We start from the raw sequence: 24364 nt of genomic DNA on the forward strand, positions 1-24364 counted from the left end.
AGTTCAACATATTTATAAAAAAAGGAGCCTTTGGCTCCTTTTTCGTGTTCAACTGCTTAACTTTTAAACTATTACAGCTTTATTCTGATGCAGCTTTGTCTTGGTTACCGCTTTGGTAAATCAAAATTGGGTCTGATTCACCTTTAATAACGGTTTCATCAATAACCACTTTGCTAACATCATCCATCGAAGGTAATTCATACATAGTATCAAGTAATACACCTTCAACGATTGAACGCAAGCCACGAGCACCAGTCTTACGCTCCATTGCTTTATGAGCAATTGCGCTAAGTGCATCTTCGCGGAACTCAAGCTCAACATCTTCCATCGCAAACAATGCAGAGAACTGTTTAGTTAATGCATTTTTTGGTTCGCTAAGAATTTGAATAAGCGCTGCTTCATCTAGTTCTGTTAGTGTCGCAACAACTGGAAGACGACCAATGAACTCAGGGATTAAACCGTATTTCACTAAATCTTCTGGTTCAACATCTTTAAATGTTTCACTTAAGCTACGGCTACCTGATGATTGCTTAACTTCAGCACCAAAACCAATACCGGTATTTTTATGGCTGCGTTGTTCAATCACTTTATCTAGGCCAGCAAACGCACCGCCACAGATAAATAGAATCTTAGATGTATCAACTTGCAAGAATTCTTGCTGTGGATGCTTACGGCCGCCTTGTGGTGGCACAGATGCAACCGTCCCTTCAATTAGCTTAAGTAAGGCTTGTTGTACACCTTCGCCCGATACGTCACGGGTGATCGATGGATTGTCAGACTTACGAGAAATCTTGTCGATTTCATCGATGTAAACAATACCACGTTGTGCTTTTTCTACGTCGTAATCACATTTTTGCAGTAGCTTTTGAATGATGTTTTCAACGTCTTCACCTACATAACCTGCTTCAGTTAGTGTCGTTGCATCCGCCATAGTGAATGGTACATCAAGTAAACGAGCCATGGTTTCAGCAAGTAATGTTTTACCACTACCTGTAGGACCGATTAGTAGAATATTACTCTTACCAAGCTCAATATCTGCATTGATTGTTTGATTGCGTAAACGTTTATAGTGATTGTATACCGCAACCGACAGCACTTTTTTCGCGTGGTCTTGGCCAATCACGTAATCATCTAAGTGATTACGAATTTCTTTCGGCACAGGCAGTTTATCAGACGCATTATGCTTCGGCGCAATGTCTTTGATTTCTTCCCTGATAATATCGTTACACAGCTCAACACATTCATCGCAAATATATACTGAAGGACCAGCAATTAGTTTGCGAACTTCGTGCTGGCTTTTGCCGCAGAAAGAGCAGTATAACAATTTATTACTTTTGTCGCCGTCTGTAGGAGTGTCAGACATTCAGCTACCTCATTTATTACGTTGGCAGTAGCACTAGGCCACTGCTAATTCACTATGTTTAACTATATCAAAGAATATTAGTTTTCGCATAGTAAAGGGTGATAGCTAACAATACGTTATTATTAGCTATTCAGATTACTTCGATTCGCGGCTTGAAAATACTGAATCAACTAGGCCGTATTCAACCGCTTCGCTTGCGCTCATGAAGTTGTCGCGATCGGTATCACGAGAAACCACATCGAGTGGCTGGCCAGTATGTTCAGCCATTAAACGGTTTAGCTTATCTTTAATTGATAAGATTTCACGGGCATGAATTTCAAAGTCAGATGCCTGACCTTGGAAACCACCTAATGGTTGGTGGATCATTACACGTGAGTTAGGTAAACAAAAACGCTTACCTTTAGCACCACCTGATAGCAAAAATGCACCCATGCTTGCCGCTTGGCCAACACAAATTGTGCTTACATCAGGCTTGATAAAATTCATTGTATCGTAAATTGCCATACCCGCAGTCACAGAACCGCCTGGCGAATTGATATAAAGATAAATATCTTTTTCTGGGTTTTCTGATTCTAAAAACAGCATTTGCGCAAGAATCAAATTAGCCATGTTATCTTCTACTTGGCCAGTTAAGAAAATAATGCGCTCTTTTAAAAGACGTGAGTAAATATCATATGAGCGCTCACCTTTAGCTGTTTGTTCGACAACCATAGGGACTAGTGCGTTTAGAGGGTCTATCATACCGCTATTCATTCTTATTTAATTCCTTATCCGCTGCGACTCATCCTTACTATAAGGAAAGCACATTTATACTAATGTAAATTAAGCTGTCTATTCAATCTTTATAACTATATAGGAACTTATCAGAACAAATTCAATCCTCGTCGAAAAAAGTTCTGAAATAACATCAGTATTGTTGGTTTTTTTGAAACTGATACCACAAACTAAAATGGCCCGAGTACGCTGTATAAATACAGGGTAACACGAGCCATTTAATCGCTAGCGAGAGCTTAAGTCAATGACTTATTAAGCACCTTGCTGTGGATTCATGATGTCGTCGAATGCTTTTTCAACGTCAGTCACGTTTGCTTTAGCTAGGATAGCTTCAACTGCTTGCTCTTCCATCGCTACGTTGCGCATTTGCTGCATAAGCTGATCGTTTGCTTTGTAGTACTCTACTACTTCAGTTGGATCTTCGTATGCAGAAGCTACAGTTGCGATTAACTCTTCAACTTTAGCGTCGTCAACTTTAAGCTCGTTCGCTTTAATTACTTCACCTAGTAATAGGCCAGTCTTAACGCGAGTTACAGCTTGCTCGTGGAATAATTCAGCTGGAAGCTCAGGCATGTTTTTAGCGTCGCCACCGAAACGTTGTGCAGCTTGCTGACGTAGTGCATCAATTTCTTGATCTACTAGCGCTTTTGGCACTTCGATTTCGTTGTTAGCTAAAAGACCTTTGATAGCTTGATCTTTAACGTTAGCTTTAACTGCTTGGTCAAGCTCACGTGTCATGTTCTTTTTAACTTCTTCTTTAAGAGCGTCAACACCGCCTTCAGCTACACCGAATTTAGTTGCGAACTCGTCGTTAAGCTCAGGAAGCTCTTGAGTTTCAACTTTCTTAACAGTGATTGCGAAAGTAGCTGCTTTACCTTTAAGGTTTTCAGCGTGGTACTCTTCAGGGAAAGTTACTTCAGCAACAACTTCTTCGCCCGCTTTTTTGCCAACGATGTTGTCTTCGAAACCTGGGATCATACGACCTTGACCAAGTTCTAGTGGGAAGTCTTCAGCTTTACCGCCTTCGAACTCTTCGCCTTCGATAGAACCAACGAAGTCGATAGTTACACGATCGTTCTCGCCAGCAGCTGCGTCAACTTCAGCCCAAGAAGCGTGTTGCTTACGTAGAGTTTCTAGCATGTTAGCTAGGTCTTCGTCAGTTACAGATACAGCTGGCTTTTCAACAGCGATTTTATCTAAACCTTGGATTTCAACTTCTGGGTAAACTTCGAAAGTTGCATCGAACTCTAAATCTTTACCAGCTTCTAACGCTTTAGGAGCGAAAGTAGGTGAACCAGCTGGGTTAATTTTTTCAGAAACGATTGCTTCAATGTAGTTGCGTTGCATTAATTCGCCAGCAACTTCTTGACGTACTGCAGCACCGTAACGCTTGTTGATGATAGACGCTGGTACTTTACCAGGACGGAAACCATCGATACGCTGGGTTTTAGACAGTTGTTGTAAGCGTTTTTTTACTTCAGTCTCAACGTTCTCTGCAGGAACGGTGATGGTCAGACGGCGCTCAAGGCCTTGAGTCGTCTCAACAGAAACTTGCATGATTTACCTCAATCTTCAATTTTGGCGACTGTTCGCCTTCCTTACAAACAAGGTGATCTCCATGAGTGATAGCAAGTTTTAACGCTGAAAATTTCAACTTAAAACGGCGCATTGTAACCATGAGATACCATTGCTGCTTTGCCCCTATGGGCACTATGTTAAACAATAGACGCGGCATTATAACCTAATATTTATGATAGTCGAGTCTGGGGGGCAATTATTTGGCTTATATAGCAGCAATCAGCGTTTAAGTGCGTAAAAAACGAACGCAATAAATTAACAAAGGAGAATTAAGCTGAATTAAAGGATGTATTTAGAAATTTAGAAGTGGTCGGCGATGCAGGATTTGAACCTGAGACTGAATTGGATATACCCAAACCAATTGTTCTTTGACCATAATTCTTTAAAAGTGGTCGGCGATGCAGGATTTGAACCTGCGACCCCTTGGACCCAAACCAAGTGCGCTACCAAACTGCGCTAATCGCCGATACTGAGAGAAGTTTTGAAAATAAAGACCACTTATTAAAAGTGGTCGGCGATGCAAAATTTGCACCTTCGACTGAATTGGATATACCCAAACCAATCGTTTTTTAACCTTGAACTTTCTAAAAGTGGTCGGCGATGCAGGATTTGAACCTGCGACCCCTTGGACCCAAACCAAGTGCGCTACCAAACTGCGCTAATCGCCGATATCTTAGAGTAAATTGGGGTGACTGATGGGGCTCGAACCCACGACAACCGGAATCACAATCCGGGGCTCTACCAACTGAGCTACAATCACCACGGCATTTACATATTTTCAAATGGCGCACCCGGAAGGATTCGAACCTTCGACCAACGCCTTAGAAGGGCGTTGCTCTATCCAGCTGAGCTACGGGCGCATCGAAAACTTCATAAGCTTGCCTGTAAGCGCCGCTTCTTAAAGAAGAAGTGGTCGGCGATGCAGGATTTGAACCTGCGACCCCTTGGACCCAAACCAAGTGCGCTACCAAACTGCGCTAATCGCCGATGCTTACTGTTGTTTGCGAGTGACCTCGTTAACAACGGGGTGCATAATAGTGATTTGACCGAGTCAGGTCAAACATTTTTTTAAGAAAATAATTCAATCGGTCACTTTTAGTTCATAATGGTTAAATATTGCAAATATAAGCTAAAATTTGAACTCTTTTTTATAAAGTAGCGCTTTATATAAGATTGCATCTTGGCGCTATGATGCTTTTCTGCGAAAATACGCAACATAAATAAATATGATCAAACAAACATGATTTGTGTATCCACGCCCCCTTTATTGGATAATCATATTTAGATGTATCAGTATCAAGTTAACTAACCCCAATTAAAGGTCACCCATGACGGCAAACATCATCGATGGTAAGGCAATAGCTAAACAAGTACGCAGCAATGTAGCAGAGCGAGTTGCAGAGCGTGTAGCGAATGGATTACGCGCTCCAGGACTAGCAGTTGTGTTAGTTGGTCAAGATCCAGCTAGCCAAGTGTATGTTGGTTCTAAACGTAAAGCATGTGAAGAAGTCGGCTTTGTATCTAAGTCTTACGATTTACCTGGCGACACAACTGAGCAAGATTTACTTGCATTAATAGATCAACTAAACGAAGACAAAGAAGTAGACGGTATTCTAGTACAGTTACCTTTACCACAAGGTCTTGATGCTGAAAAAATTCTTGAACGCATCACACCACATAAAGATGTTGATGGTTTCCACCCTTATAACATTGGTCGTTTAGCTCAGCGTATGCCGGCACTTCGCCCTTGTACGCCAAAAGGGATTATTACCCTACTTGACTCAACAGGTGTTCGCTACAAAGGTATGCACGCAGTTGTTGTTGGTGCATCAAACATTGTTGGTCGTCCTATGTCACTTGAGCTTTTACTTGCAGGCTGTACAACAACGGTGTGTCATAAGTTTACTCAAGATTTAGAAACGCATGTTCGCCGCGCCGATTTATTAGTTGTAGCGGTGGGTAAACCTGAGTTTATTCCGGGTGATTGGGTTAAAGAAGGTGCTATCGTAATCGATGTAGGTATTAACCGCCTTGAATCTGGCAAGCTTGTTGGTGATGTTGAATACGATATCGCTGAACAAAAAGCACATTTCATTACACCAGTACCAGGTGGTGTTGGTCCAATGACTGTGGCAAGCTTAATCGAAAACACCCTTGAAGCGTGTGAAAAGTACCACAGCTAAGAAGAGCTAAATTATTGCAAAAGGCTGCCAATTGGCAGCCTTTTTTGATTTTAAGTTTTTTGTAGTTTGAACAGTCTGAGCTTTAACATCTGGGGGAGCACTGAAAACACAATCATCATAAACATCAATAGGTATTGCCAGTCTTGATATTGTTCGTTTATGAGTAAAACAGCGCATACGATTCCCGCAATTGGGTTAGCTATCGTTCCGAATGAAAACTCAGCTACAGTCATGCGTCCTAATAACCAAACATACAGAATATAAGCGATGGCAGTATTGGGCACGATTAACCAAAATAATGCCGAATATTGCAGCGCTGAGATAGGCTCAAATACCACTTGGTATTGTTCTGGGTGAAGTAAACTGCCATCAATAAACGCAGCCAATAATAAAATAGTGCCGCCAATGATTAACTGCCAGGTAAGCACAACCCACCAATGAATATGCACCGACAAACTCTGTACCAAGGTGCTACCAATCACAATAGTCAGTAAGGCCCCAAATAAAGCAGCCACTCCCAATACATTTAATGACACGTGTGCTGGGTCAAACAACAACCATGCCAATACCACCAGCGCCATAGCACAGAATGCTTGAATTTTTGCAGGGCGCTGTCCTTTAGTAAGCCAAGCATATATCAAAGCCACAACCGGCACAGACACCATCCCTACCCCAGCTATAGCTGCAGGAAGGTTTACTGCCATGATAAAAATAAAGGCAAAAAACAACGCGATATTCACAGCACCTAGCGTTAACAAACTTGGCCACTGCGAACGGGTTGGCAAACTAGGTTTAAGTAATAAAAGTAACAACCCTGCAGGTAGTGCACGCAATGCGCCTAATAAAAGTGGCGGCCAATCAGGTGTGGCATATTTGGTCACGGCATAGGTGGTGCCCCATAAAAAGGCGGGGATCATGGCAAATAAAATATTCAATGTCTGTCCTTGTTAATACGAAGAGATGACATGGTAAAACCTCAAGTAAAGTTGAGGTCAATAGCTGTGTCGAGTTAAAAACAAAAAAGGTTGCCTCGTTGGCAACCTTTTTTAATGAGTTATCTTTCGATGGATACTTAGGCTTTACGCCATGTTGTTTTACCAGCTGAATCTTCAAGTACCACACCAAGTGCATTCAATGCATCGCGGGCTTCATCAGCTGCCGCCCAATCTTTGTTTGCGCGGGCTTCATTACGTTTTGCTATTAACGCTTCGATGTGTGCTACTTCATCATCAGCTTGGCCACCTTGTAAAAAGGCTTCTGGATCTTGTTGTGCTACCCCTAATACCTCTGCAACACTGCGTAGTACATAAGCGAGCTTACCAGCTTGCTCTGCATCGCTGTCTTTAACACGGTTTAGCTCTTTTGCTAGTTCAAATAACACGGGTAGTGCTTCTGGTGTGTTGAAGTCATCATCCATCGCTTTTCTGAATTTAGCCACATATTCATTGCTAGCTAAATCGCATTCGATTGGCGTTACCCCGCGCAGTGCAGTGTAAATACGTTCAAGTGACGAACGTGCTTGCTCAAGGTTTTCTTGCGAATAGTTAAGCTGGCTACGGTAATGACCTGATATTAAGAAATAACGAACTGATTCAGCATCGTACTCTTTTAATACGTCACGTACGGTAAAGAAGTTGTTTAATGACTTAGACATCTTCTCTTTATTAACCTGTACCATCCCTGTGTGGATCCACGTATTTACGTACTTGCCGTTATTTGCACAGCATGACTGAGCAATTTCGTTTTCATGGTGCGGGAACTGTAAATCTGAACCACCACCGTGAATATCAAAATGTTCGCCTAAGTGCTTAGAGCTCATTGCTGAACATTCGATATGCCAACCAGGACGACCCTCACCCCATGGTGAAGACCATGACGGCTCTTCTGGCTTGGCTTTTTTCCAAAGCACGAAATCAAGTGGATCTTGCTTATCTTGTGCAACTTCAACACGTGAACCAGCCTGTAGCATGGTTAGGTCTTGTTGTGATAAAGCACCGTATTGCTCAAAGGTTGATACGTCAAACAATACATCACCATCTGCAGCAACATACGCATGGCCTTTGGCAATTAGACGCTCAACCATCGCGATGATTTCATCCATATGGTTTGTTACTGTAGGCTCAACATCTGGACGCAGCATATTTAAGCTGTCGAAATCTTCATGCATGGCTTTGGTCATACGAGTCGTTAAATCATTAATTGACTCACCATTTTCGTTAGCACGTTTAATGATTTTGTCGTCAACATCAGTGATGTTACGAACGTATTTTAAATCGTAACCGATGTGGCGTAGGTAACGCACAATCACGTCAAAACCAACGAAAGTACGAGCGTGACCAATGTGACAGTAATCATAAATGGTGATACCACACACGTACATGTCGATTTTGCCATCAACAAGGGGTTTAAACTGCTCTTTTTGTCGCGTAAGTGTGTTGTAAATTTGTACCATTTATAAAATGTCCTTAACGGTGTTTCGAGATTCTCTATGGTAACACTTGCAAAGCCGCTGCTCTAGCGCTTTATCAATTGAATAAGCAGTTTGTTAATCGTTTTAAACAAGCTCTTTGTTAATCAAACACAACTACTATAAAATAGCCCCATTATTAAACCTGATATAGGAAACCTCATGGTTGTACTACACACAAACTTTGGTGACATCACTATCAAGATGCACGAAAGCGATGCACCAAACACAGTTAAAAACTTCTTAGAGTATGCCAGCGCTGGCTTTTACAACGGTACTATCTTCCACCGTGTAATCGATGGTTTTATGGTACAAGGCGGTGGTTTTGAGCCGGGTATGGTTCAAAAAGAAGTAAACAACCCTATCGAAAATGAAGCAAACAACGGCCTTGCAAATAAAGTGGGCACATTAGCAATGGCACGTACGCCGGATCCACACTCAGCAACTGCGCAGTTCTTCATTAACGTTAACGACAATGACTTCTTAAACTTCAGCAGTGAAACATCACAAGGCTGGGGCTACTGCGTGTTCGCAGAAGTTGTTGAAGGTATGGACGTGGTAAACAAAATCAAAGGTGTTGCTACTGGCAGCGCTGGCTTCCACCAAGACGTACCTCTTGAAGATGTTATCATCGAAAAAGTAACGGTTAGCTAATTTAATCGTTTAGTCTTTTTGAGCGGGCCTGTTGCCCGCTTTTTTGCGAGTAACCATGAAACAAAGTTATTTTATTGCCGATCTCCATTTAACAGAAAACCGCCCAGACATCACTGCGGCATTTTTTGATTTTCTTGATAACAAGATTATTAATGATGACGTTGATGCGCTGTATATTTTGGGTGATTTTTTTGAAGTATGGGTCGGTGATGACTATCAAACTGACCTTTCAAAGAGTGTTGCCGCACGTTTAAGCCAAGTCAGTGAAAGTGGTACTGAGGTGTTTTTTATCCATGGTAATCGCGATTTCATTATGCGAGAAGACTATGCAAAAAGCGCGAGTATGACGTTATTGCCTGAGCAAGTTGTTATTGATTTATACGGTACTCCAACCGTTATCTTGCACGGTGATGAAATGTGCACTCAAGATATTGAATATCAGAAGTTTCGTAAAAAAAGCCGTGGTTGGTGGTGGCCAAAACTAATGCTTGCTATGCCGCTTTGGTATCGTAAGAAAATTGCCCGCAACGCCCGCGAAAAATCAAAACAAAGCCAAGCTGGCAAAGCATTAGAGATTTTAGATGTGACCGAAGATGCGGTTTTAGCCATGTTTGAAAAGCATCAGGTTGCTAATATGATCCACGGTCATACCCACCGCCCCAATGTGCATCACTATAATATAAATGGTAAAACGCTAACCCGCACTGTACTGGGTGACTGGTATGAACAAGGTTCATACTTAAGAGCTACTCCTGAAAAACAAAAACTAGTCCATACGCCCTTTAAATAAGCGTATTTTTAACTATGCTATAAACAGTAATGTTAAATACCTTCTCTGTTTATGAACCGATTAAGCCTTTTCTGTTGCTGTTTACTGTTCAGCTTTTCAGTCCACTGCCAAACTTGGCAATTGGTCACTGAACCATTCCCACCCTATTTTATTGGTGAACAACACAAGCCTGGCTGGCTTCATGAAGTGATCATCGCAGCACTGAAAACACAAAATCAAAAAGCCTCTATCGAATATACTCAATGGGCTCGAGCATTAAAACTGGCAAAACGACATAGACGTGTGGCAGTACTCGGAGCTTATTATACTGAGTTAAGAACGCGAAGCTTTATTTATTCACAACCTCTTGCGACAGCTCACACAGTACTTTTTAAACGCGCAGGCAGCGAGATAACTTTTACTGGCTCACTATATTCACTAAAACCCTATACGATTAGTAAAGGAGAAGACTATGCAGTTAGCCCAGAGTTTGAACAACACCCAGAGCTTACTGTAACAACCACTGATAGCTTAATTGATAGCTTATTACTACTAAAACATGGCCGCGTTGATTTAGTTGCAGGCACAAAAGAGGTCGCTTTGTATTGGCTCAGCAACAGCGAGCGGTTACAACAAGCAAAGCAAGTAGAAGTTGAACATATTACCCCGACTTTAGCTACGCAAAATTTACACGTGATCAGCGACAAACATCATCCCCAAGCAAAGCAATTTCAACGTAGCTTACATTTAGGTCTAAAAGCGATTGTGGCTTCAGGTGAACTAGAAGAGATTCTCCAAAGCTATGAGTTTACTGACGAGCAAACTCGTCAATTAACTCAATTATTAAGCAGAAACCTGCGCTAGTTGCGGTAATAAGAATTCAAATTTTAAGGAACTGAGCTTACTTGTGATACATAGGTACTCAAAAAAGCTTACCTAAGCTGGCACACCACTATGAAATTTAAAGTCTTCGTCAGGAGTTGATATAAGCTCAGCTTCAAGCTGACCAAAAAATTCCACACGCTCCGTGATATCAAACTCACTGATTTCTTGTGCAAGAGATAAATAGTCTTGGTAATGACGCGCTTCAGAGCGCAGTAGTGAAATATAAAAGTCACCTAAGCGCTTATCAACATGCGGGGCTAATTTAGCAAAACGCTCGCATGAGCGGGCTTCGATGTAAGCACCGATAATTAATTTATCTACCAAAGCATCAGGCTCGTAAGTTTTTACATGGCGCAGCATTCCTTTGGCATAACGACATGGGGTAATGCTTTTATATTCAATGCCGTATTCATCCATGATCTCAAGCACTTGATAAAAGTGATGAAGCTCTTCTTTTATAAGCATCACCATTTTATCGATAAGGTCTTGCCCGTAAGGTGAATTCGATTTTGGGATCATTGATTTAGTCAGCTTGTTTTTATCTGCAAGCTCTCGCCAATCACCTTCACGCTTATAAACAAGCGTTTCAAAGGGTTTTAACCACTCAAGCAACGCATCACTACTTTCTTTATCAACTGCATACTTACGAATTAAAAACATCGCAGACTGGGCTGCTTTTAATTCACAAATTAGGTGATCAATTAAAACCACATCTAAGTTTTCTTTTTTGGTTGCCGCAGCAATCCACTCATCAGGCGTTTCGCACTTTAAAAAAGAATGAATGGGCGCTAATAAATCAGAATAAGGCACTGAATAACTTCTCATCAAAAATCTTAATTCGATTTTATCACATAAATTAGCCCGCATTCCACGACCCACATCAGTGCAAAGTAATTTTCTATATGCACTAAAGAGTTACATTTAATCGGCTATATCGATTATTTCAGCTTCTTGACAAGATTTAATTACTGAACCATAACTTAATCAAAGCTGTACAAAAATAAAGCAGCTCATATTCCTTTTTTACAGGGGCAATAATTATGATTCTAAACCACTTATGGGGCTTATACGCTCACCCACTCGAAGAATGGCAGACAATTGATAACCGTCACGAAAGCTTGCGCTATAGCTTATCGCACATTTTATTAATTGCTTGTATCCCTTCACTCATGGGCTACTATTCATCAGTTTATTTGGGCTGGAGTATTGGCGCAGGTGAAGCAGTATATCTAACCCATGATAGTGCATTACTTATCGCGGTTGCGATGTACTTTGCACTAATTGCGGGCGTGTTTGCACTTGCATACTTAGCTCATTGGATGGCAGTGACCTTTGGTGCAAAACCCACCTTTACACAAACCCTAGAACTTGCTGCGTATACAGCCACGCCAGTATTTATGTCTTCATTTGCGGCATTCTTACCTGAGCTATGGTTTGTGGTGTGTGTAGGTCTTGTAGCACTGGCCTACTCAGTTTACTTGCTCTATACAGGAGTGCCAATTTTAATGCATATTCCTGAAGAGCGAGGTTTTATCTATGCCAGTTCAGTAGTCACCTGTGGGCTGATCTTACTGGTAATTATTTTGGCTGCCACAGCTATTTTATGGACTAACGGAATTGTCCACCCTATGTTTACTTAAGTTCATTGTTATTTTCCTTTCTTTCCATAAACAAAAAAGGAGCTGTAAAGCTCCTTTTTTATACCAGTCAAATCAAGGCTGATTAATCAGCGCTGTTTTCTTCTTGGTTATGTAACTCTAAACTTGCTGACATCGCATTTTCACGAGTTGATTTCGCTGAATCATTACGTAAACGATCAATGTGGTTTAGGTAATCTTGGTCGATATCACCTGTGATGTATTGACCATCAAATACTGATGTTTCAAAACGGGTGATTTCTGGGTTTTCTTGGCTTACTGCTGAGATTAAGTCATCTAGCGATTGATAGATAAGACCATCTGCACCAATGCTTGCGTTGATATCTTCAACTTCACGGCCATGAGCAATTAGCTCAGCTGCCGATGGCATATCAATACCGTAAACGTTCGGGAAGCGAATCTCTGGCGCTGCTGATGCGAAGTAAACGTTCTTAGCACCTGACTCTCGGGCCATCTCAACGATTTGCGCTGACGTTGTACCACGAACAATTGAGTCATCAACAAGTAATACGTTTTTACCTTTGAACTCACGGTCAATGGCATTCAGTTTTTGACGAACTGACTTCTTACGCATTTCTTGACCTGGCATGATAAACGTACGGCCAATGTAGCGGTTTTTAACAAAACCTTGGCGGTATGGCAGGTTAAGAGCTGATGCAATCTCTAGTGCTACGTCACATGATGTTTCTGGGATTGGAATAACCACGTCGATGTCTTTGTCAGCCCATTCACGTGCGATTTTCTCACCTAACTTAGTACCCATGTTTACACGTGTTGCATAAACAGACATACGGTCAATTGTTGAATCTGGGCGCGCAAAGTAAACAAACTCAAAGATACACGGCGAGTAAGTTGCTTTTTCAGCACACGCTTGCGAGAAAAGTTGACCATCTTCAGTTACGTAAATTGCTTCACCTGGTGCAACGTCACGAACAAACTCAAAACCATCTGTTTTTAAAGCAACGCTTTCTGATGCAAACATGTACTCAGTACCATTTGCAGTTTCACGCTTACCAAATACTAATGGGCGAATACCGTTCGGATCACGAAACGCAACAATACCGTGACCGATGATCATTGCAATCGTTGCATAACCACCGGTTACTTTATTATTCACTTCAGTAATCGCAGTGAAGATATCTTCAGCATCAAGTTTTAGCTTATTAGATTTGCTTAACTCATGCGCCACGATGTTAAGTAAAATTTCAGAGTCAGATGTTGTATTAACATGACGGCGAGCTTCTGAAAATAATTGCTGCTTTAATGCTTCTGCGTTTGTTAAGTTACCATTGTGCGCAAGTGCGATACCAAATGGCGAGTTAACATAGAAAGGTTGCGCTTCAGACGAGCTAGAAGAACCAGCTGTCGGGTAGCGAACATGGCCAATACCAATTGTACCTTGCAGACGTTTCATATGACGGGTATGAAAAACATCTTTTACAAGGCCATTGGCTTTACGTAAGCTAAACGTGTTGTTTTCAATGGTAATGATGCCAGCTGCATCTTGACCGCGGTGTTGCAAAACAGTTAAGCCGTCATATAACGCCTGATTAACAGGAGAAGTTCCGACTATGCCAACGATACCACACATTAAATTTATCCTCGCCGATTAACGGTTTACAGAATTTAAAAAGCTCGAGTTGTTTTCGAGGTACGAGAAGAACCACTCAACAACAAAGCCAAATTCTGGAATCAAAATAGAGTTGCCCCACCAATGCGTATTAGGTGCACCGGTAAAAGCATCAAGAAAGAAGAGTAACGCGCTTACGACCAACACGCCACGAAGAGCACCAAACACTATGCCGAAAACACGGTCTGTGCCAGATAAACCAGTACGTTGTACAAGTTCACCTAAAATATAGTTTAGTAACCCACCCAACAGGAGTGTCGCAAAGAATAATATGGCTATTGCGGCTGCATTTCTTAAAAGGGGTTCTGAAATACTTGTTAGGAAGGATGCTAAATATTGGTAAAACAAACTAGAGATGATAAATGCGCCAGCCCATACAGCTAATGACATTGCTTCTTTTACAAAGCCACGTATTAAGCCGATGATAGTGGATAGTGCAATAATGCCAAGTATGGCGTAATCAACCCAGATCATAAGAACCAACTAGTCGTTAATTTGGGGCGCATTCTATAAGAGGTATACTCAAAATACCAGATCATTTTGTAATTTCAAACTGAGTAACTTTGCCGTTTAACTTGGTTAACTGCTTTAACTCAGTAAGCTTACTTTCTAACTCTTTTTTGCTAAGTGAAGGACCTACAAAGACTTTTGTCAGAGTGCCATTCGGGGTTTTGATTGGACGCGTAAAGGTTTTGAAACCATTCGCTTTTAATTTTTCTTGCAGTGATTTCACATTAGGTGCGTGAGAAAAACTACCCAGTTGAATAACATAAGCCATTTGTGTGAGGTTTTCTTCTGGCTTACGGGTTGGCTCAGGGGCTTTAGCGACTGGCTTGGCAGGCTCTTGCACTGCAACTTTTGGCTCACCTTTGTTAATTACCGGCTCATCGATAGAAGCTTCAACCATTTGCGGCGCAGTATCAATTTGCTGGGTTTCATTTGCGACAAGATCAGCGTCGTTTGCTTGCGTATCTTCAACCGGAATTTGCGAAGGTTGCTCAGCAGAGGCGACTTTATTATCAATCACCTCTTGCAAGTCTATCGTAGTGAACTCAGGGCGTTCAGGAATAGCTTTAAAGCCTTCTTTATAATGAACCTTCTCACCATCCAAAATGTTTGGAATGAAGACAATAGCCGCCACAACCACAATCGTGGTGCCTACTAAGCGATTAATAAACCCTGCGTTCACCGATTTCCTCTCTATTTTTTAAAGTAATTGATGGCTGCAGCCACAGTTATAAACGAACCGAACACAATCACTAACGTGTTTTCATCAACATTTGGTAATAACGTATCTAGCGCAGTTTCAACACTCTCATAGTGCGTACTAGGCGCTGTTGATGTGGTTTCGGCTAGTGCTTTAGCAAGATTCTCAACTTTATCGCCGCGAAAACAATCTAAACTTGCTAACGACCACTGGTCAACAACATTTGCCACGGCTGACATAGCAGCCACCTTATCTTTATCTGCAAGCATAGCGACTAATGCATGAATTTTAAACCCTTGATCTTTATACACGCTTAATTTGCGTGCCAAATATCGAGCTGACTCAGGGTTATGCGCAACATCGGTAAAAATAAGCGGCTGCTCACTTAACTGCTGAAAGCGCCCTTCTACAGTCAGATTCGCTAAGCAATCACGCACTTGTTGCTCGCTTGGTAGTAGCTCAAGCTTTGCAAGTAAGGTCAACGCGGTTGCTGCATTTTGACAAGGGATAGCAGGCTTAGCTAAGCGCCAATCTTTACCTTGGTACTGCCAGTTAAAGCCTTCACTGTCTTCTGTGAATATGAAGTCACGGCCTGATAACACCATATCAGCGTTAATTTCATTACCATAATCAGTCACTGTATGCGGAATCGCTAAATCGCCAACAATAGCTGGTGTGTTGGTACGGAAAATACCGGCTTTATCGTAACCAACAAGTTCTCGAGTATCGCCTAGGTATTCTTTATGGTCTAAATCTATGGTGGTGATCACACAAGCATGTGGGTTCACTATATTAGTCGCATCAAAACGGCCACCCAGCCCCACTTCTAGCAGCACATAATCAACGGCGTGACGTTTGAAAATAGCCAGTGCGCCTAAAGTACCGTACTCAAAATAAGTAAGCTGCGTGTCACCACGGCCTTTTTCAAGCATATCGAAAGCATCAACGTGGAATTGATCGTCAAGCTCTTGGCCATTAATACGTACGCGCTCGTTATAACGAATAAGATGCGGCGAAGCATAAGTACCGACACTGTAACCCTGTGCAAGTAATAAACTTTCTAGGCAACGGGCTGTGGTCCCTTTACCGTTTGTGCCTGCAATGAGGATTATTTTGCTTGATGTATCGAGTAAGCCGACTTGGTTTGCCACGCGTTCTACGCGCTCTAAACCCATTTCGATATTAGCAGGATGGACACTTTCTAAATAACAAAGCCAATCATCAAGGCTTGATGATTGGCTAGGAAGGATTTCTGTCATAGCGTTTAATCAGTTAAGCTGAAATTTACGCTACTCTATGCTCTTGTTCAGTAGAAGGCAAGTTCATAAATTTCGCTAAGATACGTGCAAGGGTGTCACGCATTTCACGACGGTCTACAATCATGTCGATTGCACCATGCTCTAGCAAGAATTCACTGCGTTGGAAACCTTCAGGAAGCGTTTCACGTACTGTTTGCTCAATTACGCGAGGACCCGCAAAACCGATAAGCGCTTTAGGTTCCGCAACGTTTACATCACCAAGCATTGCCAGTGATGCAGATACACCACCCATTGTTGGATCAGTTAATACTGAAATAAACGGTAAGCCTTTTTCGCTCATTTTTGCAAGTGCAGCACTTGTTTTAGCCATTTGCATTAACGACATAAGTGCTTCTTGCATACGTGCACCACCTGATGCAGAGAAACAAATAAGTGGCATGTTGTGCTCTAAGCATTGATCTACAGCTTCAACAAAACGAGCACCTACTACTGACGCCATTGAACCACCCATAAACGAGAACTCAAAAGCAACAGCAGCAACAGGAATACCTTTTAGGCGGCCTTTCATTGCTACAAGTGCGTCTTTTTCGCCGCTTGCTTTTTGTGCTTGGGTAATACGGTCAGAATATTTTTTAGAATCTTTAAACTTTAATACGTCTTTTGGTTCGTGCTCTGCACCAATTTCTTGGCGATCAGCATCATCTAAAAAGTTTTCAAGACGTTTACGGCCACTTAAACGCATGTGGTGATCACACTTAGGACACACGTTGAGTGCTTTTTCTAATTCTGCTTTATATAAAATTGAATCACAGTCTGTACACTTAGCCCAAACCCCTTCTGGGATTTCTTTACGACCTGATGATTTAGTCGTTTTAGGTAAGATTTTTTCTAACCAACTCATTTGCAACTCTCTTAATGCTGTTCTGTGTCGCAGTCTGTTTAATTGAAAACACTCGCTTGTGTTTCTGATAACAAATAAACAGACAGATTTTTTCAATTAAAACATGAATTACCCGCAGACGATATAAAAAACTGGTCTTAGTAGTAGTCTACTAAAGTCTAACTGTCTGAATCAGGTAAAAACAAAGGCCCTAATGGTGTTTTAGGAATGCCAAAATGTTCAGGGTAATCCACGTCAACTAAGTAAAGGCCAGCGGCTTTTGCTGTTGCACTTGCCTTAGCGCGCTCTTTTAAATCAAGTAATTCTTTTAACCACACAGGTTCATGCTTATGTAAACCTATGTCCATCAAACACCCGGTAATGTTTCGTACCATGTGATGTAAAAACGCATTGGCTTTGATATCAATGATCACATAATCACCTTGGCGTTTTACCGATAAATGGTGAATAGTACGATTTGCTGTATTTGCTTGGCAGTGTAGTGCTCTAAACGAAGTAAAGTCATGCTCACCTATTAAATACTGACAGGCTTCTTGCATTTTAGTTTCGTCTAATGGGTGATGAAAATGGGTCACCCCTTCACTCATGATAGCGCCGCGATAGGTGTAATTATAAATCACATAGCGATAGCGACGTGCTGTGGCACTAAAACGAGCGTGAAAGTCTTCGCTTACAGGCTTGGCAAAGCGAATAGCAATATCTTTTGGCAGTAAGGTATTCATACCCATCGTAAACGCGACCATTTCACGCTCAGCGTGAGTATCAAAATGGATCACCTGCCCAGTGCCATGTACACCCGCATCGGTGCGGCCTGCACAAACAATTTCGACTGGATGATTACAAATACGCGACAACGCCGTTTCTACTTCTTGTTGTACGCTATTGACGTGTGATTGACGTTGCCAACCACTGTAACGCGCGCCGTTGTACTCTACTCCAAGTGCTACTCGCATAATGCTCTATTTACCTACTGTACTAAATGACGGGGCATTTTATGCGATCTACGAGCGCAATAAAAGCCACTGTCGTAGATCACATTGTTCTGGTTACTCAGATATCACACCAACTCGCTTAACTATTGTTGCGAGCTAGTATTAATCTTCTTCGATGTTATCGAGGCCCTTGGTGCCATCTTTAGCACGAAGCTTATGGTGGATGGCTGATTTGATCAGCATATAGCCGCTAATAGGTGCGGTGATCAGTAAGAAAATTGAAATCAAAATTTCTTTCACACTGATGCCATCGTGGGTGTAGCTAAAATACACCATGGCAGCAATTAGCAGTGATGCCATGCCAAGCGTTGTTGCTTTAGTTGGACCGTGCAGGCGCATAAAAAAGTCAGGCATTTTCACAAGTCCGATTGAACCTATAAGAATAAAGCAACCACCAATTAATAATAAGATTGATACAATCCATTCACTCATCATTTGCTACCTTATTCAATAATATCGCCACGCAGCAGGTATTTACATACAGCTACAGTGCTCACAAAGCCAAGCATGGCGATTAATAATGCGGCTTCAAAATATAAATCGGTGCCCATGCTCATGCCATAAAGAATAATTAAAGCAATGGTATTTATGAACATAGTATCTAAAGCCAATATACGATCAGGTACCGACGGCCCAACAATTAAACGCCATAGGTTTAACAATAAAGATATGGCTATCATTGCAAAAACAATTAGAAAAACGGTATCTAGCATCGAAAAATCTCCTTAAGCGGTGCTTCGTAGCGCTGCTTAATAGTATTAATTAACGCTTGTTCATCAGCTAAATCGAGTACATGAATCAATAAGTAGCGCTGCTGAATTTCTTCGCCCTCTTCGAGTGATTCAGGAATAGGATAAACCTCTGCACTCACTGTACCTGGTGTTAAAGATACTGTGCTGGCCAAAATAGTGATTGGCATTTCATGGCTTAAATCCAACGGTACTTTGATAAAACCTGGGCGTAACTTTTTCGTTGGCCCAAGGATCAACAGGGCTACTTGTAAGTTAGCAGTCACAATATCGTACAGCACTAACAATAAGTGCCTAAACGCAAGACCTGGCCTAACAATAAGCGGCTGAGGATCACGAAATGGGAATGTGATCCAAGGAATAGTAATGGCAAAAAATGCAGCTAAAAACAGGTGTCCTGGCGACACACTGTTATTTAACAACAGCCATACAATGAATAATAAAACACTGCGAAATGGTGTTGGCAACCAACGAAAGCGAGCTTCTAAACGCATTATTGGCCTCCTTGTAATACAGCGTTGATGCTAGTGTTGATATCAAACAACTGCTCTGATGTTGCTAACATATAGTCTGAAATAGGTCCTGCAAACACAACCATTAAAGGTGAACACGTAAGTAATGCAACTACAGCTATCACTTTAACAGGGTGTGCTTTAGTGCCTTCAATTGCTTCACTGTCTTTATGGGTGTGATCCCAAAATAAGCTAGTACCAGCTCGTGAAACCGCCACTAATAACGCTAAACTAGACACTAGGTAGATTGGCCAAAACAACATGGCTTTTTCGCTATCTAGCGTGCTCTTTAAAATCCATACTTTGCCGACAAAGCCAGATAACGGTGGCATACCCACAACAGCAAGCGCAGCCACTACAAAACAAGTACCAAGTAAATATGGCTGTGCAACGGCGCGCCCTGCGACTAACCGGTCGGCAACTTTACCACGTTGCTGAGCAATTAAATCCGCAATTAAGAATAGTGCAGCGCAAATAATGGTTGAATGCACTAAGTAGTAAAGTAATGCCGCGGTTGCAGCAACATTTTGAATCGCAACCAATGCCACTAAAGTACCGACAGATACAACCACCAGATTCGCAATAAGCTTTCTAAAATCTTGACTCGCTAATACACCAATACCACCCATTACGATGGTCGCTAGTGCTAAGCCCCATAACCAAGGCTGTGCCATATGAGCAAGCTCACCAGCATTATCACCAAATATTACGGTATACACGCGCAACATGGCATACACACCGACCTTGGTCATAATCGCGAATAATGCAGCAACTAATGGCATTGCACTGGCGTAGGTATTCGGTAGCCATAAATGTAACGGTAATAACGCGCCTTTTAACGCAAATACCACGATTAACAGCAAGCCACCAATTTTAGCAAGGTAAACATCATCACCCGTCAGCTGTGGTACTTTTTGCGCTAAATCAGCAATGTTCAATGTGCCTAGCACACCATAAAGTACACCCAGCGCAATTAAGAATACGCTTGAACCAATCAGGTTTAAAATGACGTATTGCAGTGCAGCTCGGGTGCTATGTTTATTGCCGGCATGCATCAATAATGAATACGAAGCAATCAACAGCACTTCAAAAAATACGAACAGGTTAAATACATCGCCCGTTAAAAAGGCACCATTTACACCTAACACTAAAAAGTGCACTAACGGATGGAAAAAGCTCCCTTTTTTATCATCACCTGCACAGCTATAAAGCACTACGACCGCACCAAGGAAACTGGTAAGTAGCACCAATAGCGTTGCTAGCCTATCGGCAACCAGCACAATACCAAATGGTGCAGACCAATCACCAATTGCGTAAACAAGCGGTGCGGTACTATTTACGTGAAATAATAAATAAGCACTGACCAATAGTGTGACAATCGACAAAATAACCGACGAAACACGACGAATATGTAAGTTTTTACCACATGGCGGCATGAGTAAAATCACCCCTGCCAACATCGGAATTAAAATTGGTAAAGAAGCTAAATGCTGAATCATTTTTGCTCCTTCGATGACTTAACAAGATGGCCATCGACATGGTCATTACCCAAGTCAGCACGGCCACGAATCGCTAAAATAACCACAAAAGCGGTCATCGCAAAGCCAATTACAATGGCGGTTAAAACCAGTGCTTGAGGGAGTGGATCGGCATACTCACTACCTGTACCAAGTACAGCGGCTTTGTTAATAGTTAAGCGACCTGAAGAGAATAAAAACAGGTTAACTGCATACGACAACATAGTCAGGCCGAGTACCACCGGGAAGGTACGAGCCCGCAATATTAAGTAAATTCCGCATGCAACCAGCACGCCGACGCATGATGCGTACAATACTTCCATTAAATATTTACCTCTTGCTTGGGTGTATCAGCAGTTAATTTACCTAAACTTGCTAAAATCATCAGCGTTGCACCTACAACAGTTAAATACACACCTAAATCAAATACGATAGCACTAGCAAGTTCTGTCTTGCCGACTAGCGGAATATCAAAATAATCAAACCAGGTTGTTAGGAATGGACGTTCGAAGAACCAACTTCCAATACCTGTAAACAATGCAATAGCAATACCTGACGCAATAATCTTACGATAATTCACGTCAAATCTGTCTGCAATCCAATGCGAACCATTAGCCATATATTGCAAAATAAATGCAATCGCGGTAACCAGTCCTGCAATAAAGCCTCCACCTGGTAAGTTATGACCACGTAAGAAAATATACGCAGACACAAGTAATGCTAGTGGTAACAAACTTTGTGAAATGCTCGACAGTAGAATTGGGTAACGCTCTCTTGCCCATGGGCGCCCTTCACTATCACTTGCTGGCATAAACAGCGGCAAGTTAATAAGAAGCTTATAAATACCTAACGCAGCAATACCCAATACGGTAATCTCACCTAGGGTATCAAAACCCCTGAAGTCAACGAGGATAACGTTTACAACGTTTGTACCACCACCGCCAGTTTTTGCATTAGCAACAAAGAAGTCAGAAATTGACTCAAGTGGTCTTGTCAGCAGTGCATAACAAATACTCGCCACGACCACACCAATTGCCGATGAGATACCCAAGTCTCGCAGAATACGCAGTGAGCTTGATTCTTTCGGAGTACGCTGTGGTAAAAAGAACAGTGCAAGCATCAGTAGCATTACGGTGACAACTTCAACCGTTAACTGGGTTAGCGCTAAATCTGGCGCAGAGAATCGAGTAAATGCAACAGACACCATCAGGCCTACGATTGAAATCATAATCAAAGATATCATTCGTGAGCGGTGCCAAATAACCGTTGCCAGCGCACCAATTATTAGTAAGCCGGCACCAATAGCATTATGGAAATCGATTGGCGTTAACTCACTTGCTCCTGCTAACTGGCGCATTTCAAATAAAGGCCAGCCCGCACACATAAGCACCACCGCAATCATTACAAAGGCATAGCGCTGTAACGAGCCATTTTCGATTCGTTTAATCTTTTCTTGTGACCACTTAATTAAGCTATATAAGCCACGCTCAAAGCCTTTCTTAGCATTCAAAGTTGGCAATGAAGCTTGGAAATGGAACAGATGCTTACGCTGCACATAAATCATCACACCCACGCTTGTTGCAATAAAGCTCATCAACAGTGGTAAGTTAAAGCCATGCCATACCGATAGCTTATAATCAGGGGCAGCATCACCAAGCACAGCATAAGACGCCGCAGCTAAAATATCGCTTACTGCAAAGTGCGGGAACATACCAACGAGTAAACATAGCACAACCAAAATTTCGATTGGTACACGCATATAGCGCGGTGGCTCATGAGGCTGTTTTGGCAAATCGATTGGGTCGCCATTGAAAAACACGTCGTGAATAAAGCGTGCTGAATACGCGACAGAGAGTGCACCAGCAATCGTTGCTAACACTGGAATTAACCAAGACATAGAGCCAAGCACTTGCTGATGCAGTGTTTCGGCAAAGAACATTTCTTTCGACAAGAAACCATTTAACAGTGGCACGCCCGCCATGGCTGCCGCTGCTACCATAGCTAGTGTGGCGGTATACGGCATAAATCGCCACATACCATTTAGTTTACGCATATCACGGGTGCCAGTTTCATGGTCAATGATACCCGTTGCCATAAATAACGACGCTTTAAAGGTTGCGTGGTTAATGATGTGGAAGATAGCAGCCACTGTAGCAAGCTCAGTGTCTAAACCAAGCAGTAAGGTAATTAAACCTAAATGGCTGATTGTTGAATAAGCCAGCAAGCCTTTTAAATCATGCTTAAATAACGCGATATAAGCGCCAACCAATAAAGTCGCCAGACCCGTCATTGCCACTAAGATAAACCAAGTATCTGTGCCTGAAAGCGCAGGATAAAAACGCGCTAATAAAAAGATACCTGCTTTAACCATGGTTGCAGAGTGTAGGTAGGCACTGACTGGTGTCGGTGCCGCCATCGCATGTGGTAACCAAAAATGAAATGGAAATTGTGCAGATTTAGTAAATGCACCTAAAAGCACTAATACCAGCGCAGCTTCATAAAGTGCATGAGATTGAATAAGTGCTTTGCTTGCTAAAATCACATCAAGATTATAGCTACCAACAATATCACCAATCAGTAATAAACCTGCTAGTAACGCAAGACCACCGGCACCGGTAATAGCAAGTGCCATGCGTGCGCCTTTGCGAGCTTCTGACTTATGCCACCAATAGCTAATCAATAAGAACGAGCTAATACTGGTGAGCTCCCAGAAAAACCACAGCTGGATCACATTATTCGACATCACGATGCCGACCATTGCGGTCATAAATAGCATTAAATAGCAGTATAGCTTTGGCATTGAGTCGCTACTACTCAAGTAATAACGCGCATAAAAAATCACCAGGGTACCGATACCCAAGATCATATATAGAAAGAGTAACGTTAAACCATCAAGTCGAAACGAGACTTGCATGTTTAAAAGAGGGATCCACTCAGCAGTGTAGCGAATTGTTTCGCCAGAAAAGACTGCAGGGGTATACGAAAATACAATTCCAAGGGCAATCAAAGGCGCTAACATGGTCAAAGCAGTGCTTTGGTTACGTGTTAGTTTTGAAGTGCAGGATGAAATAACACTGCCGATTAAGGATAACAGGGGTATCCAGAGCAAAGTCATAATTAGGAGCCTTTTAGTGTCATAAGAATATCAATACCGCTCTAGTTTTAATTAGTTGCGTACTGTTCATTTGGATGGTTAAAAGTTGGCTTAAAAAAAGCTTACAATGCGTATAGTTATACTGATCAGGTGCTATTTTGTCTATAGGAGA

General features: G+C 42.0%; 23 protein-coding genes and 5 tRNA genes. 5 read left to right on the top strand and 23 right to left on the bottom strand.

All coding sequences use genetic code 11. From position 1 onward, the window contains the following. Nucleotides 1-79 precede the first annotated feature (79 nt). The 8 genes from clpX to AOG27_RS11440 all read right to left on the bottom strand — a co-directional run bounded on the left by clpX (nucleotide 80) and on the right by AOG27_RS11440 (nucleotide 4702). Nucleotides 80-1363, bottom strand: coding sequence for an ATP-dependent protease ATP-binding subunit ClpX (clpX, locus tag AOG27_RS11400; RefSeq protein WP_054553147.1), 1284 nt, complete (start codon nucleotides 1361-1363; stop codon nucleotides 80-82). A gap of 135 nt (nucleotides 1364-1498) precedes the next feature. Continuing rightward, entirely contained in the window at nucleotides 1499-2116 is a 618-nt protein-coding gene (gene clpP / locus AOG27_RS11405) for an ATP-dependent Clp endopeptidase proteolytic subunit ClpP (RefSeq protein WP_054553148.1), read from the bottom strand. Nucleotides 2117-2389: 273 nt separating this feature from the next. Next, nucleotides 2390-3694, bottom strand: a complete 1305-nt coding sequence (tig, locus tag AOG27_RS11410) for a trigger factor (protein WP_054553149.1) — start codon at nucleotides 3692-3694, stop codon at nucleotides 2390-2392. A gap of 410 nt (nucleotides 3695-4104) precedes the next feature. Then, nucleotides 4105-4181 (bottom strand) — tRNA-Pro (locus AOG27_RS11420). A gap of 125 nt (nucleotides 4182-4306) precedes the next feature. Next, nucleotides 4307-4383, bottom strand: a tRNA-Pro gene (locus AOG27_RS11425). Between the two features lie 16 nt (nucleotides 4384-4399). Then, nucleotides 4400-4475: transfer RNA gene (locus tag AOG27_RS11430), tRNA-His, on the bottom strand. 23 nt (nucleotides 4476-4498) lie between these two features. Further along, nucleotides 4499-4575, bottom strand: a tRNA-Arg gene (locus tag AOG27_RS11435). A 50-nt stretch (nucleotides 4576-4625) separates the two neighbouring features. Then, nucleotides 4626-4702, bottom strand: a tRNA-Pro gene (locus tag AOG27_RS11440). Between the two features lie 341 nt (nucleotides 4703-5043). Between AOG27_RS11440 and folD the strand changes: the two genes are divergently transcribed. Further along, the gene (folD, locus tag AOG27_RS11445; protein WP_054553151.1) at nucleotides 5044-5898 is read left to right on the top strand and encodes a bifunctional methylenetetrahydrofolate dehydrogenase/methenyltetrahydrofolate cyclohydrolase FolD; all 855 of its coding nucleotides are present in this window, start codon (nucleotides 5044-5046) and stop codon (nucleotides 5896-5898) included. Nucleotides 5899-5948: 50 nt separating this feature from the next. Here folD and AOG27_RS11450 read toward each other — a convergent pair whose 3' ends face one another. Further along, entirely contained in the window at nucleotides 5949-6833 is an 885-nt protein-coding gene (locus tag AOG27_RS11450; protein WP_054553152.1) for a DMT family transporter, read from the bottom strand. 137 nt (nucleotides 6834-6970) lie between these two features. After that, nucleotides 6971-8350, bottom strand: a complete 1380-nt coding sequence (cysS, locus tag AOG27_RS11455) for a cysteine--tRNA ligase (RefSeq protein WP_054553153.1) — start codon at nucleotides 8348-8350, stop codon at nucleotides 6971-6973. A 177-nt stretch (nucleotides 8351-8527) separates the two neighbouring features. On the opposite strand from cysS, the gene AOG27_RS11460 reads away from it, so the two are divergent. From AOG27_RS11460 to AOG27_RS11470, 3 genes are read left to right on the top strand one after another with little or no spacing between them, the layout of a single operon-like run. Beyond that, entirely contained in the window at nucleotides 8528-9019 is a 492-nt protein-coding gene (locus AOG27_RS11460) for a peptidylprolyl isomerase (protein ID WP_054553154.1), read from the top strand. 55 nt (nucleotides 9020-9074) lie between these two features. Further along, nucleotides 9075-9809 carry a UDP-2,3-diacylglucosamine diphosphatase gene (locus AOG27_RS11465; RefSeq protein ID WP_054553155.1) on the top strand — a complete coding sequence of 245 codons (735 nt, stop codon included), beginning with the start codon at nucleotides 9075-9077 and terminating at the stop codon, nucleotides 9807-9809. Between the two features lie 51 nt (nucleotides 9810-9860). Continuing rightward, nucleotides 9861-10652: a transporter substrate-binding domain-containing protein gene (locus AOG27_RS11470; protein ID WP_054553156.1), complete on the top strand. Its 792-nt coding sequence runs from the start codon at nucleotides 9861-9863 to the stop codon at nucleotides 10650-10652. A gap of 72 nt (nucleotides 10653-10724) precedes the next feature. Here AOG27_RS11470 and miaE read toward each other — a convergent pair whose 3' ends face one another. After that, a complete protein-coding gene (miaE, locus tag AOG27_RS11475) occupies nucleotides 10725-11483 on the bottom strand; it encodes a tRNA isopentenyl-2-thiomethyl-A-37 hydroxylase MiaE (protein ID WP_054553320.1) in 759 nt (252 codons plus the stop codon). A gap of 230 nt (nucleotides 11484-11713) precedes the next feature. Between miaE and AOG27_RS11480 the strand changes: the two genes are divergently transcribed. Then, the gene (locus AOG27_RS11480; RefSeq protein WP_054553157.1) at nucleotides 11714-12313 is read left to right on the top strand and encodes a Yip1 family protein; all 600 of its coding nucleotides are present in this window, start codon (nucleotides 11714-11716) and stop codon (nucleotides 12311-12313) included. 82 nt (nucleotides 12314-12395) lie between these two features. On the opposite strand, the gene purF is transcribed toward AOG27_RS11480, so the two are convergent. The 12 genes from purF to AOG27_RS11540 all read right to left on the bottom strand — a co-directional run bounded on the left by purF (nucleotide 12396) and on the right by AOG27_RS11540 (nucleotide 24213). Further along, nucleotides 12396-13922: an amidophosphoribosyltransferase gene (gene purF, locus AOG27_RS11485; protein ID WP_054553158.1), complete on the bottom strand. Its 1527-nt coding sequence runs from the start codon at nucleotides 13920-13922 to the stop codon at nucleotides 12396-12398. Between the two features lie 18 nt (nucleotides 13923-13940). Then, nucleotides 13941-14435 (bottom strand): CvpA family protein, encoded by a 495-nt coding sequence (locus AOG27_RS11490; RefSeq protein ID WP_036969851.1) that lies wholly within the window; start codon nucleotides 14433-14435, stop codon nucleotides 13941-13943. Between the two features lie 61 nt (nucleotides 14436-14496). Continuing rightward, a complete protein-coding gene (locus AOG27_RS11495) occupies nucleotides 14497-15150 on the bottom strand; it encodes an SPOR domain-containing protein (protein ID WP_054553159.1) in 654 nt (217 codons plus the stop codon). A gap of 11 nt (nucleotides 15151-15161) precedes the next feature. Next, nucleotides 15162-16427: a bifunctional tetrahydrofolate synthase/dihydrofolate synthase gene (gene folC / locus AOG27_RS11500; protein WP_054553160.1), complete on the bottom strand. Its 1266-nt coding sequence runs from the start codon at nucleotides 16425-16427 to the stop codon at nucleotides 15162-15164. A 25-nt stretch (nucleotides 16428-16452) separates the two neighbouring features. Next, nucleotides 16453-17328: an acetyl-CoA carboxylase, carboxyltransferase subunit beta gene (accD, locus tag AOG27_RS11505; protein WP_054553161.1), complete on the bottom strand. Its 876-nt coding sequence runs from the start codon at nucleotides 17326-17328 to the stop codon at nucleotides 16453-16455. Nucleotides 17329-17486: 158 nt separating this feature from the next. Beyond that, entirely contained in the window at nucleotides 17487-18281 is a 795-nt protein-coding gene (gene truA / locus AOG27_RS11510) for a tRNA pseudouridine(38-40) synthase TruA (protein WP_054553162.1), read from the bottom strand. A 141-nt stretch (nucleotides 18282-18422) separates the two neighbouring features. After that, the gene (locus AOG27_RS11515; protein ID WP_054553163.1) at nucleotides 18423-18755 is read right to left on the bottom strand and encodes a Na+/H+ antiporter subunit G; all 333 of its coding nucleotides are present in this window, start codon (nucleotides 18753-18755) and stop codon (nucleotides 18423-18425) included. An 8-nt stretch (nucleotides 18756-18763) separates the two neighbouring features. After that, on the bottom strand, nucleotides 18764-19033 hold the full coding sequence (locus tag AOG27_RS11520) for a K+/H+ antiporter subunit F (protein ID WP_054553164.1): 270 nt from the start codon (nucleotides 19031-19033) through the stop codon (nucleotides 18764-18766). Continuing rightward, a complete protein-coding gene (locus AOG27_RS11525; RefSeq protein WP_054553165.1) occupies nucleotides 19027-19563 on the bottom strand; it encodes a Na+/H+ antiporter subunit E in 537 nt (178 codons plus the stop codon). Before AOG27_RS11525 ends, AOG27_RS11520 begins: the two co-directional genes overlap by 7 nt. Beyond that, complete coding sequence (locus AOG27_RS11530) at nucleotides 19563-21080, bottom strand: monovalent cation/H+ antiporter subunit D (protein WP_054553166.1); 1518 nt, start codon at nucleotides 21078-21080, stop codon at nucleotides 19563-19565. Before AOG27_RS11530 ends, AOG27_RS11525 begins: the two co-directional genes overlap by 1 nt. Then, nucleotides 21077-21421: a Na+/H+ antiporter subunit C gene (locus AOG27_RS11535; protein WP_054553167.1), complete on the bottom strand. Its 345-nt coding sequence runs from the start codon at nucleotides 21419-21421 to the stop codon at nucleotides 21077-21079. The genes AOG27_RS11530 and AOG27_RS11535 overlap by 4 nt, the downstream gene beginning before the upstream one ends. Continuing rightward, nucleotides 21421-24213 carry a monovalent cation/H+ antiporter subunit A gene (locus tag AOG27_RS11540; protein ID WP_054553168.1) on the bottom strand — a complete coding sequence of 931 codons (2793 nt, stop codon included), beginning with the start codon at nucleotides 24211-24213 and terminating at the stop codon, nucleotides 21421-21423. Before AOG27_RS11540 ends, AOG27_RS11535 begins: the two co-directional genes overlap by 1 nt. Between the last annotated feature and the right edge of the window lie 151 nt (nucleotides 24214-24364).

This window comes from Pseudoalteromonas lipolytica (assembly GCF_001306915.1).
Taxonomy (GTDB): Bacteria; Pseudomonadota; Gammaproteobacteria; order Enterobacterales; family Alteromonadaceae; genus Pseudoalteromonas; species Pseudoalteromonas simplex.